The 23,809-nt window shown below is 61.5% G+C and carries 21 protein-coding genes and 1 pseudogene; 7 read left to right on the top strand and 15 right to left on the bottom strand.

Annotation, left to right across the window (positions count from 1 at the left end; translation table 11 throughout):
* Positions 1 to 85 precede the first annotated feature (85 nt).
* The 4 genes from AC244Q_RS08950 (at position 86) to AC244Q_RS08935 (ending at position 4,120) form a co-directional block, all read left to right on the top strand.
* A complete protein-coding gene (locus tag AC244Q_RS08950) occupies positions 86 to 673 on the top strand; it encodes a deaminase (protein WP_062943185.1) in 588 nt (195 codons plus the stop codon).
* Positions 674 to 724: 51 nt separating this feature from the next.
* On the top strand, positions 725 to 1,570 hold the full coding sequence (gene mazG / locus AC244Q_RS08945) for a nucleoside triphosphate pyrophosphohydrolase (protein ID WP_012757349.1): 846 nt from the start codon (positions 725 to 727) through the stop codon (positions 1,568 to 1,570).
* A gap of 106 nt (positions 1,571 to 1,676) precedes the next feature.
* The gene (locus AC244Q_RS08940; protein WP_017993194.1) at positions 1,677 to 2,795 is read left to right on the top strand and encodes an IS4 family transposase; all 1,119 of its coding nucleotides are present in this window, start codon (positions 1,677 to 1,679) and stop codon (positions 2,793 to 2,795) included.
* Between the two features lie 395 nt (positions 2,796 to 3,190).
* Positions 3,191 to 4,120 (top strand): IS110 family RNA-guided transposase, encoded by a 930-nt coding sequence (locus AC244Q_RS08935; RefSeq protein WP_113545960.1) that lies wholly within the window; start codon positions 3,191 to 3,193, stop codon positions 4,118 to 4,120.
* 146 nt (positions 4,121 to 4,266) lie between these two features.
* On the opposite strand, the gene AC244Q_RS08930 is transcribed toward AC244Q_RS08935, so the two are convergent.
* The 11 genes from AC244Q_RS08930 to dusB all read right to left on the bottom strand — a co-directional run bounded on the left by AC244Q_RS08930 (position 4,267) and on the right by dusB (position 17,858).
* Positions 4,267 to 5,238 carry an IS110 family RNA-guided transposase gene (locus AC244Q_RS08930; protein WP_017992870.1) on the bottom strand — a complete coding sequence of 324 codons (972 nt, stop codon included), beginning with the start codon at positions 5,236 to 5,238 and terminating at the stop codon, positions 4,267 to 4,269.
* 191 nt (positions 5,239 to 5,429) lie between these two features.
* Positions 5,430 to 6,755 carry a GTPase HflX gene (hflX, locus tag AC244Q_RS08925; RefSeq protein ID WP_012757348.1) on the bottom strand — a complete coding sequence of 442 codons (1,326 nt, stop codon included), beginning with the start codon at positions 6,753 to 6,755 and terminating at the stop codon, positions 5,430 to 5,432.
* Positions 6,756 to 6,832: 77 nt separating this feature from the next.
* Complete coding sequence (gene hfq, locus AC244Q_RS08920) at positions 6,833 to 7,075, bottom strand: RNA chaperone Hfq (protein ID WP_003539403.1); 243 nt, start codon at positions 7,073 to 7,075, stop codon at positions 6,833 to 6,835.
* A gap of 112 nt (positions 7,076 to 7,187) precedes the next feature.
* Positions 7,188 to 8,051, bottom strand: coding sequence for a D-amino-acid transaminase (locus AC244Q_RS08915; RefSeq protein ID WP_012757347.1), 864 nt, complete (start codon positions 8,049 to 8,051; stop codon positions 7,188 to 7,190).
* A gap of 64 nt (positions 8,052 to 8,115) precedes the next feature.
* Positions 8,116 to 9,480, bottom strand: coding sequence for a nitrogen assimilation response regulator NtrX (gene ntrX / locus AC244Q_RS08910; protein WP_003559163.1), 1,365 nt, complete (start codon positions 9,478 to 9,480; stop codon positions 8,116 to 8,118).
* Positions 9,470 to 11,740 (bottom strand): sensor histidine kinase NtrY-like, encoded by a 2,271-nt coding sequence (locus tag AC244Q_RS08905; RefSeq protein WP_012757346.1) that lies wholly within the window; start codon positions 11,738 to 11,740, stop codon positions 9,470 to 9,472. The genes ntrX and AC244Q_RS08905 overlap by 11 nt, the downstream gene beginning before the upstream one ends.
* A 258-nt stretch (positions 11,741 to 11,998) precedes the next feature.
* The gene (locus AC244Q_RS08900) at positions 11,999 to 12,454 is read right to left on the bottom strand and encodes a hypothetical protein (protein ID WP_245460509.1); all 456 of its coding nucleotides are present in this window, start codon (positions 12,452 to 12,454) and stop codon (positions 11,999 to 12,001) included.
* A 194-nt stretch (positions 12,455 to 12,648) separates the two neighbouring features.
* Positions 12,649 to 13,638, bottom strand: coding sequence for a potassium channel beta subunit family protein (locus AC244Q_RS08895; RefSeq protein WP_113546005.1), 990 nt, complete (start codon positions 13,636 to 13,638; stop codon positions 12,649 to 12,651).
* A 604-nt stretch (positions 13,639 to 14,242) separates the two neighbouring features.
* Complete coding sequence (ntrC, locus tag AC244Q_RS08890) at positions 14,243 to 15,694, bottom strand: nitrogen regulation protein NR(I) (RefSeq protein ID WP_012757342.1); 1,452 nt, start codon at positions 15,692 to 15,694, stop codon at positions 14,243 to 14,245.
* Positions 15,691 to 16,845: a two-component system sensor histidine kinase NtrB gene (locus AC244Q_RS08885; protein ID WP_012757341.1), complete on the bottom strand. Its 1,155-nt coding sequence runs from the start codon at positions 16,843 to 16,845 to the stop codon at positions 15,691 to 15,693. Before AC244Q_RS08885 ends, ntrC begins: the two co-directional genes overlap by 4 nt.
* Entirely contained in the window at positions 16,842 to 17,858 is a 1,017-nt protein-coding gene (gene dusB / locus AC244Q_RS08880; protein ID WP_206641084.1) for a tRNA dihydrouridine synthase DusB, read from the bottom strand. Before dusB ends, AC244Q_RS08885 begins: the two co-directional genes overlap by 4 nt.
* Before the next feature lie 145 nt (positions 17,859 to 18,003).
* Between dusB and AC244Q_RS08875 the strand changes: the two genes are divergently transcribed.
* Together AC244Q_RS08875 and AC244Q_RS08870 are read left to right on the top strand one after the other, a co-directional pair.
* Positions 18,004 to 19,221 (top strand): bifunctional 2-C-methyl-D-erythritol 4-phosphate cytidylyltransferase/2-C-methyl-D-erythritol 2,4-cyclodiphosphate synthase, encoded by a 1,218-nt coding sequence (locus tag AC244Q_RS08875; RefSeq protein ID WP_113546007.1) that lies wholly within the window; start codon positions 18,004 to 18,006, stop codon positions 19,219 to 19,221.
* Positions 19,218 to 19,721, top strand: coding sequence for a CinA family protein (locus AC244Q_RS08870; RefSeq protein ID WP_206641085.1), 504 nt, complete (start codon positions 19,218 to 19,220; stop codon positions 19,719 to 19,721). Before AC244Q_RS08875 ends, AC244Q_RS08870 begins: the two co-directional genes overlap by 4 nt.
* 11 nt (positions 19,722 to 19,732) lie before the next feature.
* Here the strand turns inward: AC244Q_RS08870 and AC244Q_RS08865 are convergent, their stop codons facing one another.
* From AC244Q_RS08865 to AC244Q_RS08855, 3 genes and pseudogenes are all read right to left on the bottom strand, one after another.
* Positions 19,733 to 20,188, bottom strand: coding sequence for a type II toxin-antitoxin system RatA family toxin (locus tag AC244Q_RS08865; protein WP_017993995.1), 456 nt, complete (start codon positions 20,186 to 20,188; stop codon positions 19,733 to 19,735).
* A gap of 9 nt (positions 20,189 to 20,197) precedes the next feature.
* Positions 20,198 to 20,794 (bottom strand): P-loop NTPase family protein, encoded by a 597-nt coding sequence (locus AC244Q_RS08860; protein WP_113546009.1) that lies wholly within the window; start codon positions 20,792 to 20,794, stop codon positions 20,198 to 20,200.
* Positions 20,791 to 21,384 (bottom strand): annotated as a pseudogene (locus tag AC244Q_RS08855) (AAA family ATPase). Before AC244Q_RS08855 ends, AC244Q_RS08860 begins: the two are co-directional and overlap by 4 nt.
* 417 nt (positions 21,385 to 21,801) lie before the next feature.
* Between AC244Q_RS08855 and AC244Q_RS08850 the strand changes: the two are divergent.
* Positions 21,802 to 22,464 (top strand): class I SAM-dependent methyltransferase, encoded by a 663-nt coding sequence (locus AC244Q_RS08850; protein WP_245460511.1) that lies wholly within the window; start codon positions 21,802 to 21,804, stop codon positions 22,462 to 22,464.
* Between the two features lie 349 nt (positions 22,465 to 22,813).
* On the opposite strand, the gene lipA is transcribed toward AC244Q_RS08850, so the two are convergent.
* Positions 22,814 to 23,785: a lipoyl synthase gene (lipA, locus tag AC244Q_RS08845; protein WP_113546011.1), complete on the bottom strand. Its 972-nt coding sequence runs from the start codon at positions 23,783 to 23,785 to the stop codon at positions 22,814 to 22,816.
* Positions 23,786 to 23,809 lie beyond the last annotated feature (24 nt).

The raw sequence follows: 23,809 nt of genomic DNA, 5'->3' as shown, positions 1-23,809 counted from the left end.
CCTGTGACAAAAGACGTCCACCGGTGCTTGACGCATTTCACTCGCGCCGCCAAGGCGATAGACTGAGGAAAACTGGAGTGTCCTCATGCCTGATAAGACCATTGCCTCCCGCCTGCTTTCGGTCATGGAAGACGATATCCTGCCACTGACGGAGCGTGGGGTTTCGCTTGGCAACAAGGTGTTCGGTGCGGCGATCTTAAGGAAATCCGATCTTTCGCTTGTCGTCGCCGAGACCAATAACGAGCTGGAAAATCCGCTCTGGCACGGCGAGGTGCATACGCTGAAGCGTTTCTACGAGCTTGGCGACAAGCCGCCGACCAAGGATCTGATCTTCCTTTCGACGCACGAACCCTGCACCATGTGCATGTCGGCGATCACCTGGGCCGGCTTTGACAATTTCTATTATTTCTTCAGCCATGAGGATTCCCGCGACGCCTTTGCCATTCCGCACGACCTGAAAATCCTGAAGGAAGTCTTCGGGCTTGAACCCGGCGGCTACCGCAGGCAAAACGCCTTCTGGAACAGCTTTGCCATCGCCGATCTCGTCGAGACCGAAGAGGCTCAGCTGAAAAACGCGCTGAAGACGCAGACCGCCCGCATCAAGGCGCGCTACGACGCGCTGTCGACCAGCTATCAGTCGTCGAAGAGCGCCAACGACATTCCCTTGAACTGAGGGCCCCTGAACTGAGGGCCCCTGAACTGAAGCCTGCTGAACCGAGGCAACATGGAACCTTCCAAAGACATTTCCCGGCTGATCGAGATCATGGCGGCGCTACGCCATCCCGAAACCGGCTGCCCCTGGGACATCGTGCAGAACTTCGAGACGATCAAGCCCTATACGATCGAGGAGGCCTATGAGGTCTCCGACGCGATCGAGCGCGGCGATATGGACGATCTCTGCGACGAGTTGGGCGATCTGCTGCTGCAGGTGGTCTTTCACGCCCGCATGGCCGAGGAGGCCGGCGAATTTTCCTTCGGCGACGTGGTCAACGCCATCACTGCCAAGATGATCCGCCGCCACCCGCACGTCTTTGCACGCTCGGCGGCGGATACGCCAGACGCGGTGAAGAGACAATGGGACGAGATCAAGCAGGCGGAGAAACGCGAGCGCGCCGAGCGACGGTCACGGCGCGGCATCACCGAGGACTTCAACAGCGGCTTCCTCGGCTCCGTACAGCGCAGCTTCCCGGCCTTGACGGAAGCACTGAAACTGCAGGAACGCGCCGCCAAGGTCGGCTTCGATTGGTCAGCGCCCGAGCCGATCCTCGACAAGATCGAGGAGGAGATCGGCGAATTGCGGGTGGCCCTTCGCGAAGGCGATCAGGCAAAGGTCAACGACGAGCTCGGCGATCTGATCTTCGCGGTCGTCAATATCGGCCGGCATGTGAAGGCCGATCCGGAACAGGCAGTGCGCGGAACTAATACGAAATTCCGTCGTCGGTTCAGCCATATAGAACAGGTTCTTGAAGCAGAAGGTGAGACTCTGCAAGACGCGACGCTGGAGCGGATGGAGGAAATCTGGCAGGCGGCGAAGGCGATTGAAAGGGCGATCGTGGTTGGAGCGGAGTGAGGTATCGGCTGTCCGGTTTGTGCAGATGGCTGCCCCTCACCCTAACCCTCATATGCGCTAGGTTTAGCCCTGGACATAAGGAATCTGGTTGTGATTCAAGCTTTGGATGAAGATTCGTCCTGAGGTTTTGGATCATTGGCCGGAAGTGCGCGAGCGGCTTCCGGCGGGTTTTGACTTGGAAGCAACGGCGCGGTTGCGCGGTGCTTTTACGCGGGTGCGGGAAATCAAGAATGCCGAGACGCTGTTGCGGCTGGCACTTGCCTATGGCGGCCTTGGCATGTCGCTACGCGAGACCTGTGCATGGGCCGAAGCGGGCGGGATCGCCCGTTTGTCAGACCCATCGCTGCTTGAGCGGCTGTGCAAAGCGGCGCCTTGGCTTGGCGACATCGTGGCCGCGCTGATTGCCGAACAGGCCAAAGTGCCGACGGGGCGCTTTGCGGGATATCGCTTGCGTGTGCTCGATGGAACGTCGATTTGCCATCCAGGCGCTGACCGCACGACATGGCGGTTACATGTCGGCTACAACTTGGCAACGGCTCAGGTCGATCAGCTTGAGTTGACCGACATCCATGGTGCCGAGAACCTTCAGCGCCTTACCTACGCACCCGGCGATATCGTGCTGGCCGATCGCTACTATGCAAGACCGCGCGACCTGCGGCCGGTGATCGACGCCGGTGCAGACTTCATCGTGCGGACCGGCTGGAACTCGTTGCGCCTGTTGCAGACGAATGGCGAGCCCTTTGATCTGTTTGCCGCACTCGCCGCTCAGCAAGAGCAGGAAGGCGAGGTGCAGGTTCGTGTCCACGAAGGCATGACGGGGACGCCGCCACCACCGCCGCTGGCCCTGCGCCTCATTGTCCGACGCAAGGATCCGCAACAGGCCCAAGCCGAGCAGGAGCGTCTGCTCAAAGCCGCCCGCAAGCACGGCAAAAAACCCGATCCGCGCAGTCTCGAGGCAGCGAAGTACATTCTGCTGCTGACCTCGCTGCCGGCCACCACCTTCCCGCCGGCCGATATCCTCACCCTCTATCGCTTCCGCTGGCAAATCGAGCTGGCGTTCAAACGGTTCAAGAGCCTGGCCGGCCTCGACAGCTTGCCGGCCAAGAAGCCGGAACTGGCCCGGGCATGGCTCTACGCCAGACTGATCGTCGCCATCATCGCCGAACAGATTGCCGGGCAAGTCCCGGACTCTCCCCCCTCTGGATGTGGCAACCCCACTGGCTAGCCCCCCATTGGCAAGCCCATCGCGCTGGCGTCTCATGAAGATCGCCCTGGCCACCATTTGCGCCGCCATCCGCGGACCACTTCTGTGGCAGGCCGTCTGTAATCTCGTCACGCGAAGTCGTCGCCACCTCTGTGAGCCGCCGCGACGACGCCGAAAACAATGCGACGATCTACACGCTCGCTTAACCTAGCGCATATGACCCTAACCCTTGTAACTTCCCTTTATCCGCTCCTGGCGCTGTAATGCCTCTTGCGGTGGCGGATGGAAGACCGATGCACCTTTGGGACACCAAGCCCGTGGGAGAGCGTGGGTCTCCATCCGCTGTTCCATTGAACCCGAACAGTCGCCAGGGCCGCTTGCGAAGGCAAAGCCCGATTAGGCAAGGATGGGATCAGATGGAGATTGTTGTTGGAATCGACGTTTCGAAAGAGCGCCTGGATGTTGCGATCCTGCCGCAAGGTGAGGTCTTTGCCGTCGGCAACGACCATGCCGGCATCGATGAACTGGTCGAGCGGCTCAAAGGCATCGGTGTTGATGCGATTGGGTTGGAGGCGACCGGCGGCTACGAGATGCTGGCGGTGGCTGGGCTGTCGGCCGCCGGATTAACCGTCCTCGTCATCAATCCAGCGCAAGTGCGCGCCTATGCCCATGCGATCGGCCGCAGGGCCAAGACCGATCCGATCGATGCCGCCGTCATCGCCGCCTTCGTTTTGGCGACGAAGCCCGAGATCCGGCCGTTGCGCGATGCCGAGACACAGGCTCTTTCCGAGCTTGTGGCTCGCCGGCGCCAGATCGTGCAGATGGTCGTAGCCGAGGAGAACCGGTTGCGCATGGCGCTGGCAAAGCAGGCGCAGAAAAGCATCAAGCGCTTGCTGAAAGCCTTGCGGCGCGAGCTCGAAAGCCTCGATGCCGATCTCGACAGCCACATCCGCAAGTCGCCGGTCTGGCGGGTGCGCGAGGCGCTGTTGACCTCGGTGCCGGGTGTCGGAGCGACGACAGCGCGCACGCTGCTGGCCGAACTGCCGGAGCTCGGCAGCCTCGACCGGCGCGAGATCGCATCGCTGGCTGGCCTTGCCCCATGGACGCGGCAGTCGGGAAAATGGAAAGGCAAGAGCTTCATCGGCGGCGGCCGAGGCAAAGTGCGCGCCGTCCTATTCATGGCCGCCCTCGTCGCCAGCCGATACAACCCCGACCTCAAGGCCTTCCGCGACAGGCTGGTCGCGGCCGGCAAGCCCAAGATCGTCGCCATCGTCGCAACCATGCGCAAGCTACTCACCATCCTCAACGCCATCATCAGGGACGGACGACCATGGCAAACCGCTTGACAAACAAGACAGTCGCTCTCCCCGTGAACGGGTAGAGGGGACGTGTCATACCAGAGGTGCGCGAGAGCCGAGACATTGCGGCTTGTCCCTTCGCCCCGCGAGCGGGGAGAAGGTGGCGGCAGCCGGATGAGAATCTGTGTTGGTTGTCAAGGGGGATTTGGGGTCCAGAGGCGATCCTGAGATAGAAGGCAGTTTGCCAGAACGAGCAATTTACGCATGACGGCGACCAAGATGACCTTCGCTGGTTTTCCTGCGGCTTTGAGTGTGTCTGCGAAACGAGCAAGGGTGGGATTGTAGCGACAGGCAGACAAGGCGGCCATGTAGAGCGCGCGCCGGGGTGCGGGCCTGCCGGCGCGGATGGAACGACGTCCGGTTCGGGCACCGCTGTCGTTAGCGATTGGGGCAAGCCCTGCCAGCATGGCGGCCTGCTTGCCCGAACAACTGCCCAACTCGTCCATGCCGGCCATCAATGCCAGGGCCGTGACGCGGCCAATGCCGGGAATGGAGGTGAGGATCTCGGCCTTGCGGTAGAGCTGCGGATCCTCGCCGACACGTCGCTCGATCTCTTTGTCGAGACGTTCGACATGCTGTTCCAGCCGACGCACGAGACGGTTGAGTTCGCCGCGCAGAAGGGCGGTGGTGGCAGTCTTGCTGCGGTTCTGCAGGGCGGTGATGTCGCATTTGGCTGCCGATCGTGCATTGACCAGCTCCTGCAAGGCCTCAACGTGAGGACTTGGTGGCGTGTCGGCCGGCGGGCGCAGGCTCTCGGCCAGGAGCGCCAGGAAACGGGCATCGAGACGGTCGGTCTTGGCGAGATAGCCGCAGGCACGGGCAAACATGCGGGCGCGCAGCGGATCGACCACGGCGACGGCAAAGCCATCGAGCCAAAGCGAGCGATGGGCGGGGCGATGGAACTTGCCGGTTGCCTCCATCACGATGCTTTTGGGCCGATGCCTGGCCAGCAGCCGTTTCAGCTGGCGGATGCCGGTCTTGTCATTGCTAAACCGCCGGCTTTCGCCCAGCGGATGCAGATGAATATCGAGCCACTCTTTACTCACGTCCACACCGGCATAAACTACCGGCATCGCGTCTTCTTGGAACGAAACCTTGCCTTGCATGCGGGACTTGCTCCCCATCATCTGTTCAGGACAAACGCGAGGACGGCCGGACCAATCTCATCCCCGGTTCAAGCCAAGGGGCCTGCGGTCCCGGCCGTCCGCACTCCGGCGGATGGCCATCCGCCGGAGTGCGCACCGATCATCCAACAATCAGTGCAAATTGAACATGCAAGGGGCTGGTCTCGCCGACCTTACCGCTCCCAATCTTCCTTTGAAGACTTCTGGCCGTTGCCGATGCGGCGCTCGAGTTCGGTGGCTTCGGTTTCGGACAAGCGCAGGTCGAGGGTGATCGTTCCGTCTTCATTATCCTCGCGGCCGTCGACGATCGCGTGATCGTAAAGCCAGGGCAGCAGCGCCAGCTTGTCGACCGGAAGGCGGATCGTTGCCACGGTCATCACGCCGGATAGTCTGCGGCTGATCTCTTCCATCAGCGTATCGACGCCCTCGCCGCTGACGGCCGAAACGGCGACCACGTTGCTGGCGCCGGCCGATTTCTGCACCATGGTGTCGTGCACCTCGGGCTCCAGCCGGTCGATCTTGTTCCAGACCTCAATCAGCCGCTTCTCGGCTTCGGCCTCGTCGATGCCAAGATCGTTCAGGATGCGCATCACGTCGGAGCTCTGCGCCTGGTTGTCGGCATCGGACATGTCGCGGACATGCAGGATGAGATCGGCTTCCAGCACTTCTTCCAGCGTCGCCCGGAAGGCGGCGACCAGATGGGTCGGCAGGTCGGAGATGAAGCCGACGGTGTCGGACAGGATGACGGTGCGGCCGTGCGGCAGTTTCATGCGCCGAAGCGTCGGGTCGAGCGTGGCAAAGAGCATGTCTTCAGCCAGCACGCCGGCGCCGGTGATACGGTTGAACAGCGTCGACTTGCCGGCATTGGTATAGCCGACCAGCGCCACGATCGGGTGCGGCACCTTGCGGCGCTTGGCGCGGTGGAGCTGGCGGGTGCGCACGACCTGCTCCAGCTCGCGTTCGAGCTTGATGATGCGGTCCTGCAGCATCCGTCGGTCGGCTTCGATCTGGGTTTCGCCGGGACCGCCCATGAAGCCGCCGCCGCCGCGCTGGCGTTCAAGGTGGGTCCAGCTTCGGACGAGGCGGCCCTTCTGATAATTCAGATGGGCGAGGTCGACCTGCAGCGTGCCTTCCTTGGTGGAGGCGCGGCGGCCGAAGATTTCGAGGATGAGGCCCGTCCGGTCGATGACCTTGGCGTTCCATACCTTTTCGAGGTTGCGCTGCTGTACCGGAGTCAACGGATGATCGACGATGACGAGACCGGAATCGCGCTCATCGAGCAGTGCCTTGATCTCCTCGATCTTGCCGGTGCCGAGCAGTGTGGCCGGTCGCGGATCGTTGACCGGGACAATGGAGCCGTTGACGACATCGAGGTCGATCGCCTGGGCAAGGCCCGTCGCCTCTTCGAGCCGGCTTTCCGGTGTGCGGGTCGAGGCCGATTCGCCCTGGCCGCCGCGACTGCGCGATTTCAGAACCGGCACGACGACAGTCGCGCGCATGTCGTCCCTGTGCTTGGCGGCCTCAGGGATGATCGAATCGTTCTTGGTATCGCGTGTCGAAATGACGGCTGATCCTGTTAGGACGCTGCTTCTTCGCTCTCGAACATCTGCATGGGCTGGCCCGGCATGATCGTCGAGATCGCATGCTTATACACGAGCTGCGAATGGCCGTCACGGCGAAGAAGAACACAGAAATTGTCAAAAGACGTAACAACGCCCGTGAGTTTCACGCCGTTGATCAGAAAGATTGTCAGGGAAATCTTTTGCTTGCGAACAGTATTGAGAAATAAGTCCTGAAGATTCTGAGAACGTTCCGCCATCGCGCCGCTTCTTTCTTTATTGCCGACCTGATCCGGCCAGTAGAATATCAATCAACCTCACCATGCGAAGACCGGTGGCATCCTCATTCCACCTGTCCAGCAAATCTTGGTATCAAATCGCAATCTTTTCCGCAACGTCGAAAAAGGCCTCGCGGACTTTCTGCGAAACGCTGCCCGGATGACCGTTGGCAATGGGCTGGCCGTCGACGGAAACGACCGGAAAACAAATGCTTGTGGCTGCAGTGAGGAAGACCTCGCGGGCTGCGAGCATCTCCGAAACGGAGAAGTTCCGCTCAGTGATCGTCAACCCCAGCTTGGCTCCGACATCCATCAGAGTGGTGCGGGTAATGCCGCGCAGAATGCCGTGTTCGGCCGGGCGCGTCACCAGCGTTCCATCAGGATCGACGATCCAGACATTGGTCGCCGCCCCTTCCTTCACCATGCCGTCGCCGTCGGTATAGATCGCTTCCTGGGCGCCGGCTTCCTTGGCCTGCTGGCGGGCCATGGCATTCGGCAGCAGGCCGACGGACTTGATGTCGACGCGGTCCCAGCGATTATCGACAAGGGTGATCGCCTTGATGCCATTGGCGTTCTTGGCGGCGATGATCCTGGCATCGGTGCTCTTGGCGGTGATCACGAGTGAGGGCGGCGTTCCCTCGGCCGGAAAGACGTGATCGCGGCGGGCGACGCCGCGTGTCACCTGCATGTAGAAAAGCCCGTTGCGGACATGGTTGCGGCGCAGCGTCTCGCGAATGACCTGCGTCAGCGCCGCCCGGCCCATCGGCCAGGCGATGCGCAACTCACCAAGCGATCGGTCGAGACGGTTCAGGTGGCGCGTGAGATCGACGATATAGCCGTGGCGCACCTCGCAGACCTCATAGACGCCATCGGCGAACTGGTAGCCGCGATCCTCGATATGCACGCTGGCATTGGAATGCTTGACGTAACGGCCATTCACATAGGCAATTCTCGGCATGGGAAACCTGGTCTTCCGGGAAGCAATATGGGACGCGGCGCGGGGTCGGCCGCGCCGGATACACTTAGACGCCGAGCGACTTCAGCTTGCGGTGGAGCGCCGAACGCTCCATGCCGACAAATTCCGCGGTGCGCGAGATGTTGCCGCCGAAGCGGTTGATCTGGGCGATCAGGTAATCCTTCTCGAACATCTCGCGGGCTTCGCGCAGCGGCAGCGTCATGATGTGATAGTCGTTCTTGGCGGACACCTTCGGCAGCATGTCGCCGAGATCGGTCGGCAGCATGTCGGCGGTGATCGGCGCATCCGGGCCGTCGGTGCGGGCAAGGATCATCAGCCGCTCGATATTGTTGCGCAGCTGGCGGATGTTGCCGGGCCAGTCATGCGCCTGCAGCACCGCCATGGCGTCGTCGCCGATACGGCGCGGACGGATGCCGGCCTGCTCCGATATCTGGCGCATCAGTTGATCGACGAGGAAGGGAATGTCCTCGCGCCGTTCGGCAAGCGCGGGCACACGCACCGGCACGACGGCAAGGCGATGATAGAGATCCTCGCGGAACCATCCCTCGGCGATGCGGCTCTCGAGATTGTATGCGGTCGAGGAGATGATGCGGACATCGACCTTGACGCGCTTGGAGCCGCCGACCCGCTCGAACTGCTGATCGACCAGGACGCGGAGAATCTTGTTCTGCGTCTCGCGCGGCATCTCGCCGACCTCGTCGAGATAGAGGATGCCGCGATGGGCTTCTTCGAGCGCGCCGATCTTGCGCGCCTGGCCGGGCGTGCCCTCGGTGCCGAACAGCGCCACTTCCATGCGCTCGGGCGTGATGTTGGCGGCGTTGATCGCAACGAAGGGGCCGTTGGCGCGGGCCGACTTCTTGTGGATCATCCGCGCCACCAGCTCCTTGCCGGAGCCCGACGCGCCGAGGATCATGATGCGGCTGTTGGTCGGCGCAACCTTCTCGATCGTCTGGCGCAACTGCGAGACGGCAACCGAGGTGCCGATCAGCTCCAGCGCATCGCCGGTGCGGCGCTTCAGATCCGACACCTCGCGCTTCAGCTTGGAATTCTCCAGCGCGCGTTCGGCGATCAGGATCAGCCGGTCGGCCTTGAAGGGCTTTTCGATGAAATCGAAGGCGCCGCGCTTGATCGCCGAGACGGCGGTCTCGATGTTGCCATGGCCTGATATCATCACGACGGGCAGTTCCGGATGGCGAGTCCTGATCTCGTCGAGCAGTGAGAGACCATCGAGCTTGCTGCCCTGCATCCAGATATCGAGGAAGATCAGCCGCGGCACGCGATCGGAAATCGCCGCCAGTGCGCTGTCGCTGTCATGGGCCGTGCGCGTCTCGTGCCCTTCGTCGGAGAGAATGCCGGAAACGATCTCGCGAATATCGTGCTCATCGTCGACGACGAGAATATCAGAGGCCATAAACGCTTTCCTTGTCATTGGCTGCGGGGGCAGCAGGCGTCGGATCCAGACGTGGCAGATGCACGCGGATCATGGCCCCTCTTCCCCGGTCAAAATCGGCGGGCGCATCATGCAGCTCGAGCTGCCCGCCATGTTCCTCGATGATCTTCTTGACGATGGCGAGGCCGAGGCCGGTGCCCTTCTCGCGCATCGTCATATAGGGCTCCAGAATGCTGTGGCGGTTCTCCACCGGCAGGCCGCGGCCGTTGTCGATCACGTCGACGGTGAAGCGGTCGCGGCCGGTATCGAGGGCGGCGCGGACGAGAACCTTGCGTTCGTCCCGTTCGTCGCCAGGAACGGCCTCGATCGATTCAACGGCATTCTTGATGAGATTTCCGAAGGCCTGGCCGAGCATGCGGCTGTCGAACAGGCCTTCCAGCGGCTGGTCGCCGAAATCCTGCCCGAAGGTGACGTGATGGTTGCCCATCTCGCGCAGGAAGATCGCGTCGCGCAGGATATTGCGCAGATCGCTCGGCTCCTTGGTGGGTTTCGGCATGCGAGCAAAGGCGGAGAATTCGTCGACCATGCGGCCGATGTCGCCGACCTGGCGGATGATCGTATCCGTGCACTGGTCGAAGACGGTCCGGTCATCCGGGTCGATCTGCTTGCCGTAACGGCGCTGGATGCGCTCGGCGGACAGCTGGATCGGCGTCAGCGGGTTCTTGATCTCATGAGCGATGCGCCTGGCCACGTCGCCCCAGGCGGTCGAGCGCTGGGCGATGACGAGATCGGTGATGTCGTCGAGCGTGATCACGTAGGATTCGCTCATGTCGCGCACTTCCTCGCGGGTGACCTGCACGCTCAGCGTCCTCACCGTGCCGCCGCGCACCAGCGCGATCTGCTTGCGGAAATCGCCGCGATAACGCACCGCAGCCTCCGTCAGCACGTGATCGACCTCCGGCGCGATGTCGACCAGCTGCTTTCCGAGCATTTCGTCGGCCGACAACGACATCAGCGTCTCGGCCGAACTGTTGACGATGGCGATGCGGCGATCCTGCTCGACGCCGATGACGGCGGCGGTGACGCCCGACAGCACCGCTTCGATGAAGCGGCGGCGGTCGTCGACCTCGTCCTTGGCCTCAAGGATCTCGTCGCGCTGGGTGCGAATTTCGGAGATCATCTTGTTGAAGGTGCGAGAGAGATTGGCGACGTCGCCGTCGACGGCATGCACCGGCACGACGATATCCATATTGCCCGATGCAACGCTGTCGGCCGCCGTGATCAGCAGGCGGATCGGCCGGACGATGCGGTCGGCGACGGCGATCGCGGTCCAGATCGCCGCCAGCAGCACGATGAGCGCGAAGCCGATATAGAGCACGGCGAAGGCGACCTGCAGCGAGAAGCGGTTGGCCTCCATCGAGCGGTATTCGGTGGCGTTCTCCTCCATCATGCGCATGGCGCCCATGACCTTGGGATCGACGGCGCGCACCGTATAGAGGAAGGTGCCCTGGATGGCGTCGAGCTTGATGATGGCGCCGACGAGATTGGTAACGCCGGGCGGGATCAGCGTCGGCTGGCCGGCAGCCGCCTTTTCCAATGCGTCCTGCGGAATGGCCGGCAGCGGCTTTTCGGTGGCGATATCGGCTTGGACGATCACCGAGCCGTCGCGCTCGACGAGGAAGGCGCCGAGCAGGCCGCGGCCCCTCGCCTGGCGGGTCATCAGGTCGGCAAAGCCGGTCCTGTCGAGGGTGTAGAGCGCGCGGTTGCGCTCCAGATCGTTGGCCATGGAGACCGTCTGCCCCTGCAGGTAGCTGGCATTCTCCATCATGTAGGCTTGGCCGATGTTGCGCGACGAGCTGACGATCGACTGGGTGCGCAGGGCAAACCAGCGGTCGAGGCCGGCATTCAGCGTGATACTAGCGAAGATGGCGACGAGGATCGCCGGCGTGATCGCGACGATCGAAAAGAGCACGACGATGCGGATGTGCAGGCGGGCTGCCGCACGGCCGCGGGTGCGGGCTTTCAGCAGCCTTGCCACCTCGCGGCCGATCAAGGCGAGCAGCGTCAGGACAAAGAAGGAATTGACGATCACCGAGGTGATGACGACATGCGATGTCGGCGCGATCGGCGTCAGGCCGAGCAGCACGAAAAGCGTCGCTGTGGCGCAGAGAAGCGCCCCGCCGGCGAGCACGAGGCCGGGCACGGCAAAAAGGGCGCGGCGGTCGGTCACTGTCGTCACCGTCTCGCCCGCCGCCGCCGGCGATACCCCATCCTGCGTCATTCGGCCTCTCTTCAGACGGCACCTGCCGCCCTCGCCATCCGATCGAAAACCAAGCAACGCCGGCTTAAAAAGCCAGCGCTGCAACGACTCGATCGGGAGCGAATGTCCAAAACCCTTGCGTGACCTTTAAGCAACGCATTGTGGCGAAAATGCAACGCGTCTGGTCACATTGTCAAGCCGTGTTAACCTTGTCTCGTCGGCCGTGAGTTCGGCTCCGCCGTCGACGTCGGTGGTTTTCCACGCCGCCATTTTGCGTCTCTAATCTAGTTGATTTGCGCATGCACCGAGCTTCACATAGTGCGACGTGAGCCTCCCAACGTATGCCCCGTTAACGGCATTCTCCTTCACGAAGTTTATTCTTACGACCTTCGCCAACGTTCTCGTCATGTACTGCGCGAACGTCTCAGGAGAAAAATAATCATTTGGGAAGCCGCGATAAATAATGCAGCAATCCGGGTGTCTCATAAGGAACTCAGGCGCAAACCCGTAGTTGGACGTCATCCTCGATGACTGGAGGAAATAGGGTGAGTTTTCAGATGCTCGGATGGATTGAGCTACAGCGGCTGTTATGAACTCACTGTCGCTGAGCGGCCCTCGGTCTCCGCAATCGTGCGAGACCTCCCAGGTGTGGCCGGCCGTTTTGAACCTGATGAATGTCCAGACACCGGTAAAGAGCACGATTGCCGCCAGCAAAATCAGGAAAATTCTCAACATCTCGCTCTCAAATGTCTTAACGGCCCGTGCCGACAAAAGACGGCATTGAGAACATTTGGCCCATAAGCTCGCCGCATCCTCCGACCAGTAGAATACCCCGTTGGCCCTCTGCGCGAGCCATCGTGCTGGAACGATTGGCCAGCGACGTCCCTCGACGGGCCTTAATCTGACCCGCCGAGGGAGGTTTGTTTTCTCTAGAAGCGACGTGGTCCTTCGGGCTTGTTTCCGACGATCGTGTCGATCCGCTCCAGCACGTCAGACGTCATCTTCTCCCGGTGCGAGAGGGCCGCGAAATTATCCTGCAGCTGGCTGGCACGCGAGGCTCCAAGAATAACCGTCGAGACGTTCCGGTTGGCGAGGCACCACAAAAGGGCGAGATGGGTGATCGATATGCCGATCTCGTCCGCGAGCTTTGCAAGCTCGCCAACTTGTTTGAGCTGAGCACGGCCGGCATCGCTGGACCACTTTTCCTTCAGCCATTCGTAGCCCGGCAGGTTCATACGGCTGTCGGCCGGCACACCGTCATTGTATTTGCCGGTCAGGACGCCTGAGGCGAGCGGCGACCAGATCGTGGTGCCAAGGCCGATCAGATCGTAGAGCGGCAGGTAGTCGGATTCGACCTTCTGGCGTTCGAAGATGTTGTACTGCGGCTGTTCCATGGTCGGCGGCGTGATGCGCAAGTCCCGGGCGACGGCATAGGCTTCCGTCAATTGCTGCGCGGACCATTCCGACGTGCCCCAATAGAGCACCTTGCCCTGGGCGACGAGGTCGTGCATCGCCCGGACCGTTTCCTCGATCGGCGTGTCGATATCCGGGCGGTGGCAGAAGTAGAGGTCGAGGTAATCGACCTGAAGCCGCTTAAGCGCTGCGTGGCAGGCGTCAGTCACATGCTTGCGCGACAGGCCGCGCTGCGTCGGCTTCTGGCCTCCCCAGAAGACCTTGCTGGAGACGACGAAGCTGTCGCGGCTCCAGCCGAGCCTGCTGAGCGCCTCGCCCATCACGATCTCGGACTTGCCGCTCTCGTATCCTTCGGCATTGTCGAAGAAGTTCACCCCGTTGTCATAGGCAAGCTTCATGAGGTCGACGGCGTCGCCTCCATTGACCTGCTTACCGAACGTCACCCATGAGCCGAAGGCGAACTCGCTCACCTGCAGGCCCGACTTTCCCAAACGTCGATATTCCATCATGCAACTCCCGCAAATTATGAATATGTGCCGGCCTGTCACCGGGGTCGGCGTCGCCCGATTGATCGACGACCGATTGGCGTAATCTATGGCATCCGCAACGATATGCGAGGCTCAGTGCGCCAAGTTGACCAAACACGATGTCGCACTTCCCGTCAGCCCCTGACCGTAAAGAAAAAGGGCGCTCCACGACATCAGCCGGAGCGCCCGTGGCATGCGATCGACGACGTTTGCGGCGGAGGTCGACAGCAGCAACGGCAGAATGACGAGATTCGGAACGGATAGGCAACATGCGATTGGAATCTGCGACATTATCGACCGCTGATTGATCATGTCGTCCACCGGATATCCACAGCTTATCCACAGGCACGGCGACGATGATCGCAGCAACTTCAATGACATTTGCCTGTCGGCAAAACAATCTTCACAAATGCTTATGTGACTGTCGAATGACACCGCATCTTTGTTTGTCGGCTTGGATATAAACCGTGGCCTCGCTCAGATAGGCTCACCTCTCCTCCCGACCGTGGCGGCGGACGCCGGGAGGGGTGGGCGGTGGGCAACATGAGGGCCCGCCGCCTTCTTTTCATCGCCCCGAGCGAGCTCAGGCGGTGCGGGAACTCCTGTAGACCGAGACGCCAAGTTCCCTGATCTTCTTGCGCAAGGTGTTGCGGTTGAGACCGAGAAGATCGGCCGCCTTGATCTGGTTGCCGCGCGTCGCCGTCAGGGCGGCGAGGATCAGCGGGTATTCCATTTCGGTCAGCACACGGTCATAGAGGCCGGGCGGCGGCAGATTGTCCCCGAAGCCTGCGAAATAGCTGCGCATGTTCTCTTCCACGGCTTGCGCGATCGTCATCGAGCCGCTGCGCATCGGCCCCTTGTCGATCGGGCTGTCGGGCACGTCGGAGCGAAGTTCCGCGTCGATGATCTCGCGGGTGATCACATCCTGCGGGTAAAGCGCCATCAGACGGCGGATGAGGTTTTCCAGCTCGCGAACGTTGCCCGGCCAGGCATAAGCCTTCATCAGTTCGAGCGCTTCCTGATCGAAGCGCTTTGAGCCGAGACCTTCCTTTTCCGCCTGCTGGATGAAATGGCGCACCAGATCGGGAATGTCCTCGGCGCGGTCGCGCAGCGGCGGCAGGCGCAGCGGCACGACATTGAGGCGGTAGTACAGATCCTCGCGGAAGAGGCCCTGGTTGATCGCCTGCTTCAGGTCCTTGTTGGTGGCGGCAACGATGCGCACATCGGTGCGGATCGGCGTGCGGCCGCCGACGGTGGTGTATTCACCCTGCTGCAGGACGCGTAAGAGCCGCGTCTGGGCGTCCATCGGCATATCGCCGATCTCGTCGAGGAAGAGCGTGCCGCCTTCGGCCTGCTCGAAGCGGCCGGTCGAGCGCGTCTGGGCGCCGGTGAAGGCGCCCTTCTCATGGCCGAAGAGTTCGGATTCGATCAGGTCACGCGGGATCGCCGCCATGTTGATTGCGACGAACGGGCCGTTGCGGCGCTTGCCGTAATCATGCAGCGCGCGGGCGACGAGCTCCTTGCCGGTGCCGGATTCGCCGGTGATCATCAGCGTCAGGTCCGTCTGCATCAGTCGGGCGAGCACGCGATAGATTTCCTGCATCGCCGCCGAGCGGCCGACGAGCGGCATGCCGTCCTGCATGTCGTCCTCGAGTTTGGCGGGCTTGCGCTTCGGCTCGGAGAGCGCCCGGCCGATGATGCCGATCAGCTCGGTGAGATCGAAGGGCTTCGGCAGATAGTCGTAGGCGCCCTTCTCCGAGGCCTTGATGGCAGTCATGAAGGTGTTCTGGGCGCTCATGACGAGGACCGGCAGGTCGGGCCGCGCCTTCTTGATGCGCGGCAGCAGATCGAAGGCGTTTTCGTCGGGCATCACCACATCGGTGACGACCAGATCGCCCTCGCCTGCCGAAATCCAGCGCCAGAGGGTAGCGGCGTTGGAGGTGATGCGAACGTCATAACCGGCGCGGCTCAAAGCCTGGTTGAGCACGGTCCGGATGGCCGCATCATCATCTGCAACGAGGATCGTGGCTGTCATCGAGAAGGTCCTGTCGAGCTTGCTATAGAGGCGTCTTCAAGCGAGGCGTCCTTCGACGCCGGCATGAGAACGCGGAATGTCGTGCGGCTGTTCTGGCTGTCGCATTCGATGATGCCGCCGTGATCGCCGATGATCTTGGCGACCAGCGCCAGGCCGAGGCCGCTGCCGTTCGGCTTGGTGGTGATGAAGGGATCGAAGAGATGCGGCAACAGATCGAGGGGAACGCCCGGGCCGTTATCGTGGACGCAGAATTCCAGCGGCAGCGAGATCTTTTCGCGCGTGCCGGCGACCGAAAGACGGATGCCGGGGCGATAGGCCGTCGTCAGCATGATTTCGCCGTCCGGCCGATCGCCGACCGCTTCGGCGGCGTTTTTCACCAGATTGAGGAAGACCTGGACGAGCTGGTCGCGATTGGCATAGACGGCCGGCAGCGACGGATCGTAACTCTCGGTGACCCGAATGTTGCGGGCAAAACCCGCCTTGGCGACCGCCTTCACATGATCGAGCACCGAATGGATATTGACCGGCATGCGGTCGACAGGGCGTTCGTCGGAAAAGACTTCCATCCGGTCGACCAGCGAAACGATGCGATCGGTCTCGTCGCAGATCAGCCGGGTCAGCGCCCGATCGTCGTCGTCCGCAGATTGTTCGAGCAGCTGGGCGGCGCCGCGGATGCCGGAGAGCGGGTTTTTGATCTCGTGCGCCAGCATCGAGGCAAGACCGGTCACCGAGCGGGCGGCGGCGCGATGCGTCAGCTGCCGGTCGATCTTGTCGGCCATCGAGCGTTCCTGAAAGACGATGACGACGGCGCCGGGCTCGCTGAGCACCGGGGCGACGTAGAGATCGACGAGCTTGTCCTGGCCGAGGCGGGGCGAACTCAGGTCGACGCGATATTCGTTGACCGGCGCCTTGCGCTCGCGCACCTGGTCGATCAGGGCAAGCAGCGGGCTGCCGAAAGGAATGAAAGTCGAAATCCGGTAACGCGCCAGATGCGAGGCGCTGGCGCCGAAGAAGGCCTCCGCCTCCCAATTGGCGAAAACGACGAAGCCGGATTCGTCGACCATGATGACGGGGTTCTGGATGGCGTTCAGCACGGCCATGGCGACGGTCCCGCCGGCGTGATCGGACGGAGATGTCATATCCTTCGTCATGCCGCCTCCCGGCTGTCGACAATACTTGCCGCAAGCGCATCGTAAAGGCGCGCGGCCACCTCGTGCGGGTCGCGCGAGGTCATGATCTCCGCCTTTTCAGCGCCTGACAGATCAGGGGCGAAACGCTGGAGATACCAGCCCAGGTGCTTGCGGGCATGGCGGATCGCCACCGCCTCGCCGTAGAAATCCAGCATCATCCGGTAATGCTCGACGGCGATATCGGCGATCTTCAGGGATTGCGGTGCGGGCGCGCCCGATATGACGCCGGCATGCCATGGCCTGCCCTGGCAGCCCCTGCCGATCATCACGGCATCGGCGCCGGAGCGGCGCAATATTTCCTGCGCATCGCTTGCCGTTTCGACATCACCGTTGGCGATCAGCGGAATGGAGATCACCTCGCGGACGGCGCGGATCGCATCCCAATCGGCGCGGCCTTCATAGAATTGCATGCGGGTGCGCCCATGAATGGTCACAAGCTGGATGCCGGCCGCCTCGGCGCGGCGGGCGATATCAGGCGCGTTGATCGAATTCTCATCCCAGCCAAGGCGCATCTTCAGCGTCACCGGAATGTCGACGGCCTTGACCGTCGCCTCGATGAGGCCGAGCGCGTGATCGGGATCGCGCATCAGCGCCGAGCCGGAATAACCGCCGATCACTTTCTTTGCCGGGCAACCCATGTTGATGTCGATGATATCGGCGCCGTGATCGGCGGCGATCTTGGCCGCCTCCGCCATCCAGTGCGCCTCGCGCCCGGCAAGCTGCACCATATGCGGCCGGAAGCCCGCAGCGCTGAGCCGCGACCAGGATTCGGCCGTGTCGTTGACCAGTTCGCGGCTCGCCACCATCTCGGTGACGACGAGGCCGGCGCCGAAGCGCCAGGCAAGCTCGCGGAAGGGCATATCCGTGACGCCGGACATCGGCGCCAGTACAACGCGGTTCCGCACGGACACGGGTCCGATTTGGAAAGGCGCTGCGAGGTCCTTGGAAATCAAATGATTATCTTTCGGGCACACAATAGAACTGCATTATTTTTAGCCACTATTCCCTGGCTTGCCAAGGGGGCTGGGACGGGAATTGATATTTTTCGGGCAGATGCTGGAAAAGGCCAAAGCAAGACGGTAGAGCACTCGGGTCAATTCCGCATAATTTAGGGGATTTATGCTGCAAATGCCTTCTAAGCAACCGATATCGGCTGGAATTGTCATAGTGGCCGCCGGCCGCGGCGAGCGCGCAGGATCATCCAAGGAAGGCCCCAAGCAGTATCGCATGATCGGCGGCAAGCCGGTTATCGTGCATACGCTTGAAAACTTCATGACATGGGAAGCGGCAACTGAGATCGTCGTCGTCATTCATCCCGATGACGAGGCGCTGTTTGCGAGAGCCTTCCGCCATATCATCTCGGCAACGCCGATCGAAACGGTGCATGGGGGTGCGACCCGGCAGCAATCCGTGCTTGCCGGCCTCAGATACCTCAAGGACAAGCAAATCAGCCATGTGCTGATCCATGATGCCGTGCGGCCGTTCTTCGACCATGCGCTTCTCGATCGCATCGCCGAGAGCCTTGGCGCCGGCGCACAGGCGGTCCTGCCGGCGATCCCGGTCACCGATACGCTGAAACGCGCCGACAATACAGGCACCGTGCTGACGACGGTTTCGCGCGAGCATCTTTACGCTGCGCAGACGCCGCAATCCTTCGCCTTCGAAACGATCCTCGAGGCGCATGAGAAGGCGGCGGCAAGCGGACGAAGCGATTTCACCGACGATGCCTCGATCGCCGAATGGCTGGGCATTCCGGTGACGATCGTCGAGGGCACGGCCGACAACGTCAAGCTGACGGTCAAAAACGATATCGCCATGGCCGACGACAAGCTCTCGTCTTCGCTGCTTCCAGACGTGCGCACCGGCAACGGCTACGACGTGCACCAGCTCGTCGCGGGCGATGGCGTGACGCTCTGCGGCGTGTTCATTCCGCATGACCAGAAACTGAAAGGACACTCGGATGCCGACGTTGCGCTGCATGCGCTGACGGACGCGCTGCTTGCCACCTGCGGCGCCGGCGATATCGGCGATCATTTCCCGCCGTCCGACCCGCAATGGAAGGGGGCAGCTTCGCGGATCTTCATCGAGCATGCCGCCCGGATCGTGCGCGAGCGCGGCGGCACGATCATGAATGCCGACGTCTCGCTGATCGCCGAGGCACCCAAGGTCGGCCCGCATCGCGACGCTATGCGGGCGAAACTGTCGGACTATCTCGGCATCGATATCGAGCGCTGCTCGGTCAAGGCGACGACCAACGAGACGATCGGCTTTGTCGGCCGGCGCGAAGGCATCGCGGCGATCGCCACGGCAACCGTCGTCTATCGCGGGAAGAAATGATGAGCCCTTTTCCCAACGATATCCTTTCGGCGGCGGAGACGATCATTCGTGACTTCACGGCCGCAGGGCTGATGGTCTCGACCGCCGAATCCTGCACCGGCGGGTTGATCGCCGGGGCGCTGACGGAGATTTCGGGTTCGTCAGCCGTCGTCGACCGAGGCTTCGTCACCTATACGAATAGCGCAAAGATCGAGATGCTCGGCGTGCAGGCGGAAACCCTGCTGCGCTTCGGGGCAGTTTCCGAGGAAACGGCGCGACAGATGGTGCATGGCGCCCTCTTCCGCTCACGCGCCGAGATCGCCGTTGCCGTCACCGGCATTGCCGGCCCCGGCGGCGGATCGGCGGAAAAGCCGGTCGGCCTCGTGCATCTCGCCGCCAAATCGCGCGACGGCGCGCTCATCCATCGAAAGATGCTCTATGGCGATATCGGCCGCAGCGAGGTTCGGCTGGCGACGATCAGGACGGCGCTGGAAATGGTGCGCTCGCTCCTTGCTGCCTGACGCCGGTTCGCTCATCGGGCCGGCGTGTAGATCCTGTTTGCGCGCGTCTCGAAGGCTTCGGTGAACATGCGGAAGGCGCGGTCGAACATCGAGCCCATCAACGCACCCAGGATGCGGCTCTTGAACTCGTAATCGATAAAGAAATCGACGGTGCAGCCGCCAGACGGCGTCTCGGCAAAGTGCCAGCGGTTGTCGAGATATTTGAACGGGCCATCGATATATTTGACCTCGATGACGTGTTCGGCCCGGTTCAGCAGCACCTGTGTCGTGAAGGTCTCGCGGATCGCCTTGTAGCCGACCGTCATGTCGGCGACGAGCAGGATCTTGCCGTCGCGCTCCTTGCGGCTCCTGATGGCGAGCGCTTCGCAGAGCGGCAGGAATTCCGGATAGCGCTCGACATCGGCGACGAGATCGAACATCTGCTCGGGCGTGTGCGGGACGGGACGGTGCGTTTCGAATTGCGGCATAAGCGGCAATTAATCGGGCGGGCCGAGAAGATCAAGAAGCTCGCGCATCTGGCGGCGGGATTTTAGCTGAAGAACCGGTACTTCGGGGCCATGTGCGGCGATACCGACGACGAGGCGCGGCGCGAATTTCTCCTCGAAGGTCCAGATGAAGCGGAGGAATTCCAAATCGATCTTCTCGATACAGCCCGGCGCCATTTCGGGGCGAGTGCGGCCGATCCATTTCGCCCACCGGCTGATTGCGCCCCAGATGCAGACAAGCCGCGGCATGCGGACCCAGACGACGAAATCGGTGCGCGGCAACCGAATGTCCAGGGAAGACGGGTTCGTGCCGTCCATGATCCAACGTTCTTCGAGGATCCGGCTGGCGATGATCTTTCTCTGCTCGACCCTGTCTCGCGTGACCCAGCCGGGAAGCCAATAGACGTCGCGGTCGAGCGAAATGTAGGAAAGCCCGAAGCGCCTGGCGATCTTCAGCGACAGCGTCGATTTACCGCCGCCCGAGCAGCCGATGACGAGGATGCGGCGGGCTGTACGGATATGCTCCGCCGCCTGTTTAAGATCGGTGATCTGCTGATGCGGCGGCAGATCTACTTTCTGATCCATCATGCAACTCCCTCGAGCCAGACGTGCATTTCGCCGGCACGATCTCCGGCGCTAAGAGCGGCGAACCGGTTAGCTGCCTTGCGCGATCTTATGATGACGGTGGACTTTACAAGCCCGTGATCGCGAAGTGCTGCCTCGATCAGAGGCGCGGCATCCCGCTCGAAATTCCAGATATAGGCAAGCGAGTCCAGCGAGAGGCGTTCAGGGCAGCCGGCAGGCAGTTCGGGACGGTTGCGCCCAAAATAACGGAATGTTCTTGAGACCGCGCCGTACAGGCATGCATATCTGGGCAGCCGAAGCCAAATGACGGCGTCTGCGCGCGGCAGGCGAAGATGGAAGGAGCTGAGGCCGGTTCCATCCATGATCCAGCGTTGTTCCGCCCGCCTTGGCGATCCGGCGGTCGATCTCGTCGCGCGGTCTCTTTCTCCAGCCCGGTTGCCAGTAGAAGTCGCGGTCCATGGAGATGTAGTCAAGGTCGTGCGCGCGCGCGACAGCCGCTTTGCCAGCGTGCTTTTGCCGCTGCCAGGGCAACCGATAACCAGGATACGGTTGGCTTCGATCAGCGGCGATTTCAATCCGGAGGTGATGTTCATCGTCGGCCTCCCAAAGAAAAACTGCGGCGAAAATCGCCGCGGTTCAATCAAAAAGCAAGTGCCGCGTGTTACTTGGCTGCCATCAACAGCCTCTTTTCGCGCGTCGCTCTCAGCCGGGCTAAGTCGCCCACAGGCGGATATGCACCCAGGCGGGCCGTCAGTTACGACACAACTGAATTTCCGAAGCTGACCGCGCAACATGCCGTATCAAACATGACCCGAAGGCTGTTACGTCTCCCTCGCCATGGTGAGCCAATAGAAATTAAACGATAACCCCATAAATACTCTTTACGTCCCATCGATACTCAACTTATTGAAATATTATAATTATGCATAATCTAGAACCGTATAATAATATCGCTTGCCCGCCCCCTATTCACAACCTATACATTGCCTAAAATTATAGGTGTGGCACGAATGAGCTTCCTGACAGAGCATTTTATCAGAAACGCACAAGATATACTTTCGGTCGGGAGCATACCGTTAGACTCGAAATTTTTACGGGCTGAGTTTTTGTCTGACCACCGATTGAAGAGCAGGCAATTCCTCTGTGATCTGTTCCCCAAGGGTGGTGTCGGGGCAGAGTTTGGCGTGTTCACCGGATTGTTCTCGACCATTCTGCTGGACCGGGCCAAACCGAAGTCCGCCTATTTCGTCGACCCTTGGTGGTTGATTTTCGGAAATTTCTATCCTGACTGGGGCATTTATACCGCCAATGGCCGGCTATCGACGAACCGCGCCCACGATGTGGCCTCGCGACGTATCAAAAGGTCTGCGCAAGGCGCAAACGTATCGGTCCATGTCGACTATTCCGTGCCTTTCCTTGAGCAGCTTCCTGACGACCATCTCGACTGGGTCTATCTGGATTCTTCGCACTCCTATGATGGCACGGCCGAGGAGCTCAAAGTGCTGCGGCGTAAGGTCAAATCGGGCGGTATCATCGCCGGCGACGATTGGCATGACGCTCTCGATCATACCCATAGCGGCGTCGCGGTGGCCGTTCGCGAAGCAGTCGGCGCTGGCGCGTTCGAGATGATCGGCAGCTATCCCGCGTTGCAATGGGCGATCCGCCGGCCCTGAGTTGACATTGCAGTTGCATTGTTGATTTGATGTTAGACGTAGCGGCTCTGCAAGCGTGCTCTTGCCACTGCCGGGGCGGCCGATCACCAGGCTACGGTCGGCTTCGATTTCGAACGAGATGTGACGTGAATCGCCGACCGCCCAAAGAGAAGACCTCCGTCATGCTCGGCCTTGTGCCGAGCATCTGATTCACCCCCAATTGTTCTGATAGAAAAACATGCGTTTTCAAATGCTTAATTTGATGTGCGCAGATCCTCGGCACAAGGCCGAGGATGACGTTGCGGGTTTGTCAGCGGTCTGAACTGCAACGACAATCGTCGCCGTTTCCTCGAAAAAACAAGGCCAGCTCTTACTCGGCCGCGATCAGTAGCTTCTTTTCGCGCGCCGCCCGCAGCCGGGCGAAGTCGTCGCCGGCATGGTGGGAAGAGCGGGTCAGCGGGCTGGAGGCGACCATCAGGAAGCCCTTGCTGTAGGCAACGGTCTCGTAGGACTTGAACTCGTCGGGGGTGACGAAGCTTTCGACCTTATGGTGCTTGCGGGTCGGCTGCAGGTACTGGCCGATCGTCAGGAAATCGACATCGGCGGTGCGCAGATCGTCCATCAGCTGCAGGACTTCGTTTCGCTCTTCGCCGAGACCGACCATGATGCCCGATTTGGTGAACATGGTGGGATCGAGTTCCTTCACCCGCTGCAGCAGGCGGACGGAATGGAAGTAGCGGGCGCCGGGGCGAACCGTCAGATAATTACCAGGCACCGTTTCCATATTGTGGTTGAAGACGTCGGGCTTGGCGGCAACGACGCGTTCCAGCGCCCCCGGCTTCTTCAGGAAATCAGGCGTCAGGATCTCGATCGTCGTCATCGGCGAGGAGGCGCGGATCGCCCAGATCACCTTTTCGAAGTGCTCGGCGCCGCCGTCCTCCAGGTCGTCGCGGTCGACCGAGGTGATGACGACGTGGCTGAGGCCCATCTCCTTGACCGCCTTGGCGACGTTCTCCGGCTCGGCCATGTCGAGCGCATTCGGCTTGCCGGTGGCGACATTGCAGAAGGCGCAGGCGCGGGTACAGATCTCACCCATGATCATGAAGGTCGCGTGCTTCTTGTCCCAGCACTCGCCGATATTCGGGCAGCCGGCTTCCTCGCAGACGGTGACGAGCTTGTGCTCCTTCACGATCGCGCGTGTCTCGGCATAACCCTTGGAGGTCGGCGCCTTGACGCGAATCCAGTCCGGCTTGCGCATGACTTCCGTGTCCGGCCGATGCGCCTTCTCCGGATGCCGCACGCGCTTGGCGTCGGGATTGATCGTGTCGAGGATGGTCACCATTGCAGTTTCAACCTTCTACCGCCC

The organism is Rhizobium sp. CB2179 (assembly GCF_057653455.1).
The sequence above is the reverse complement of the archived record's forward strand: the minus strand, read 5'-3'. Positions and strand labels throughout refer to the sequence as shown.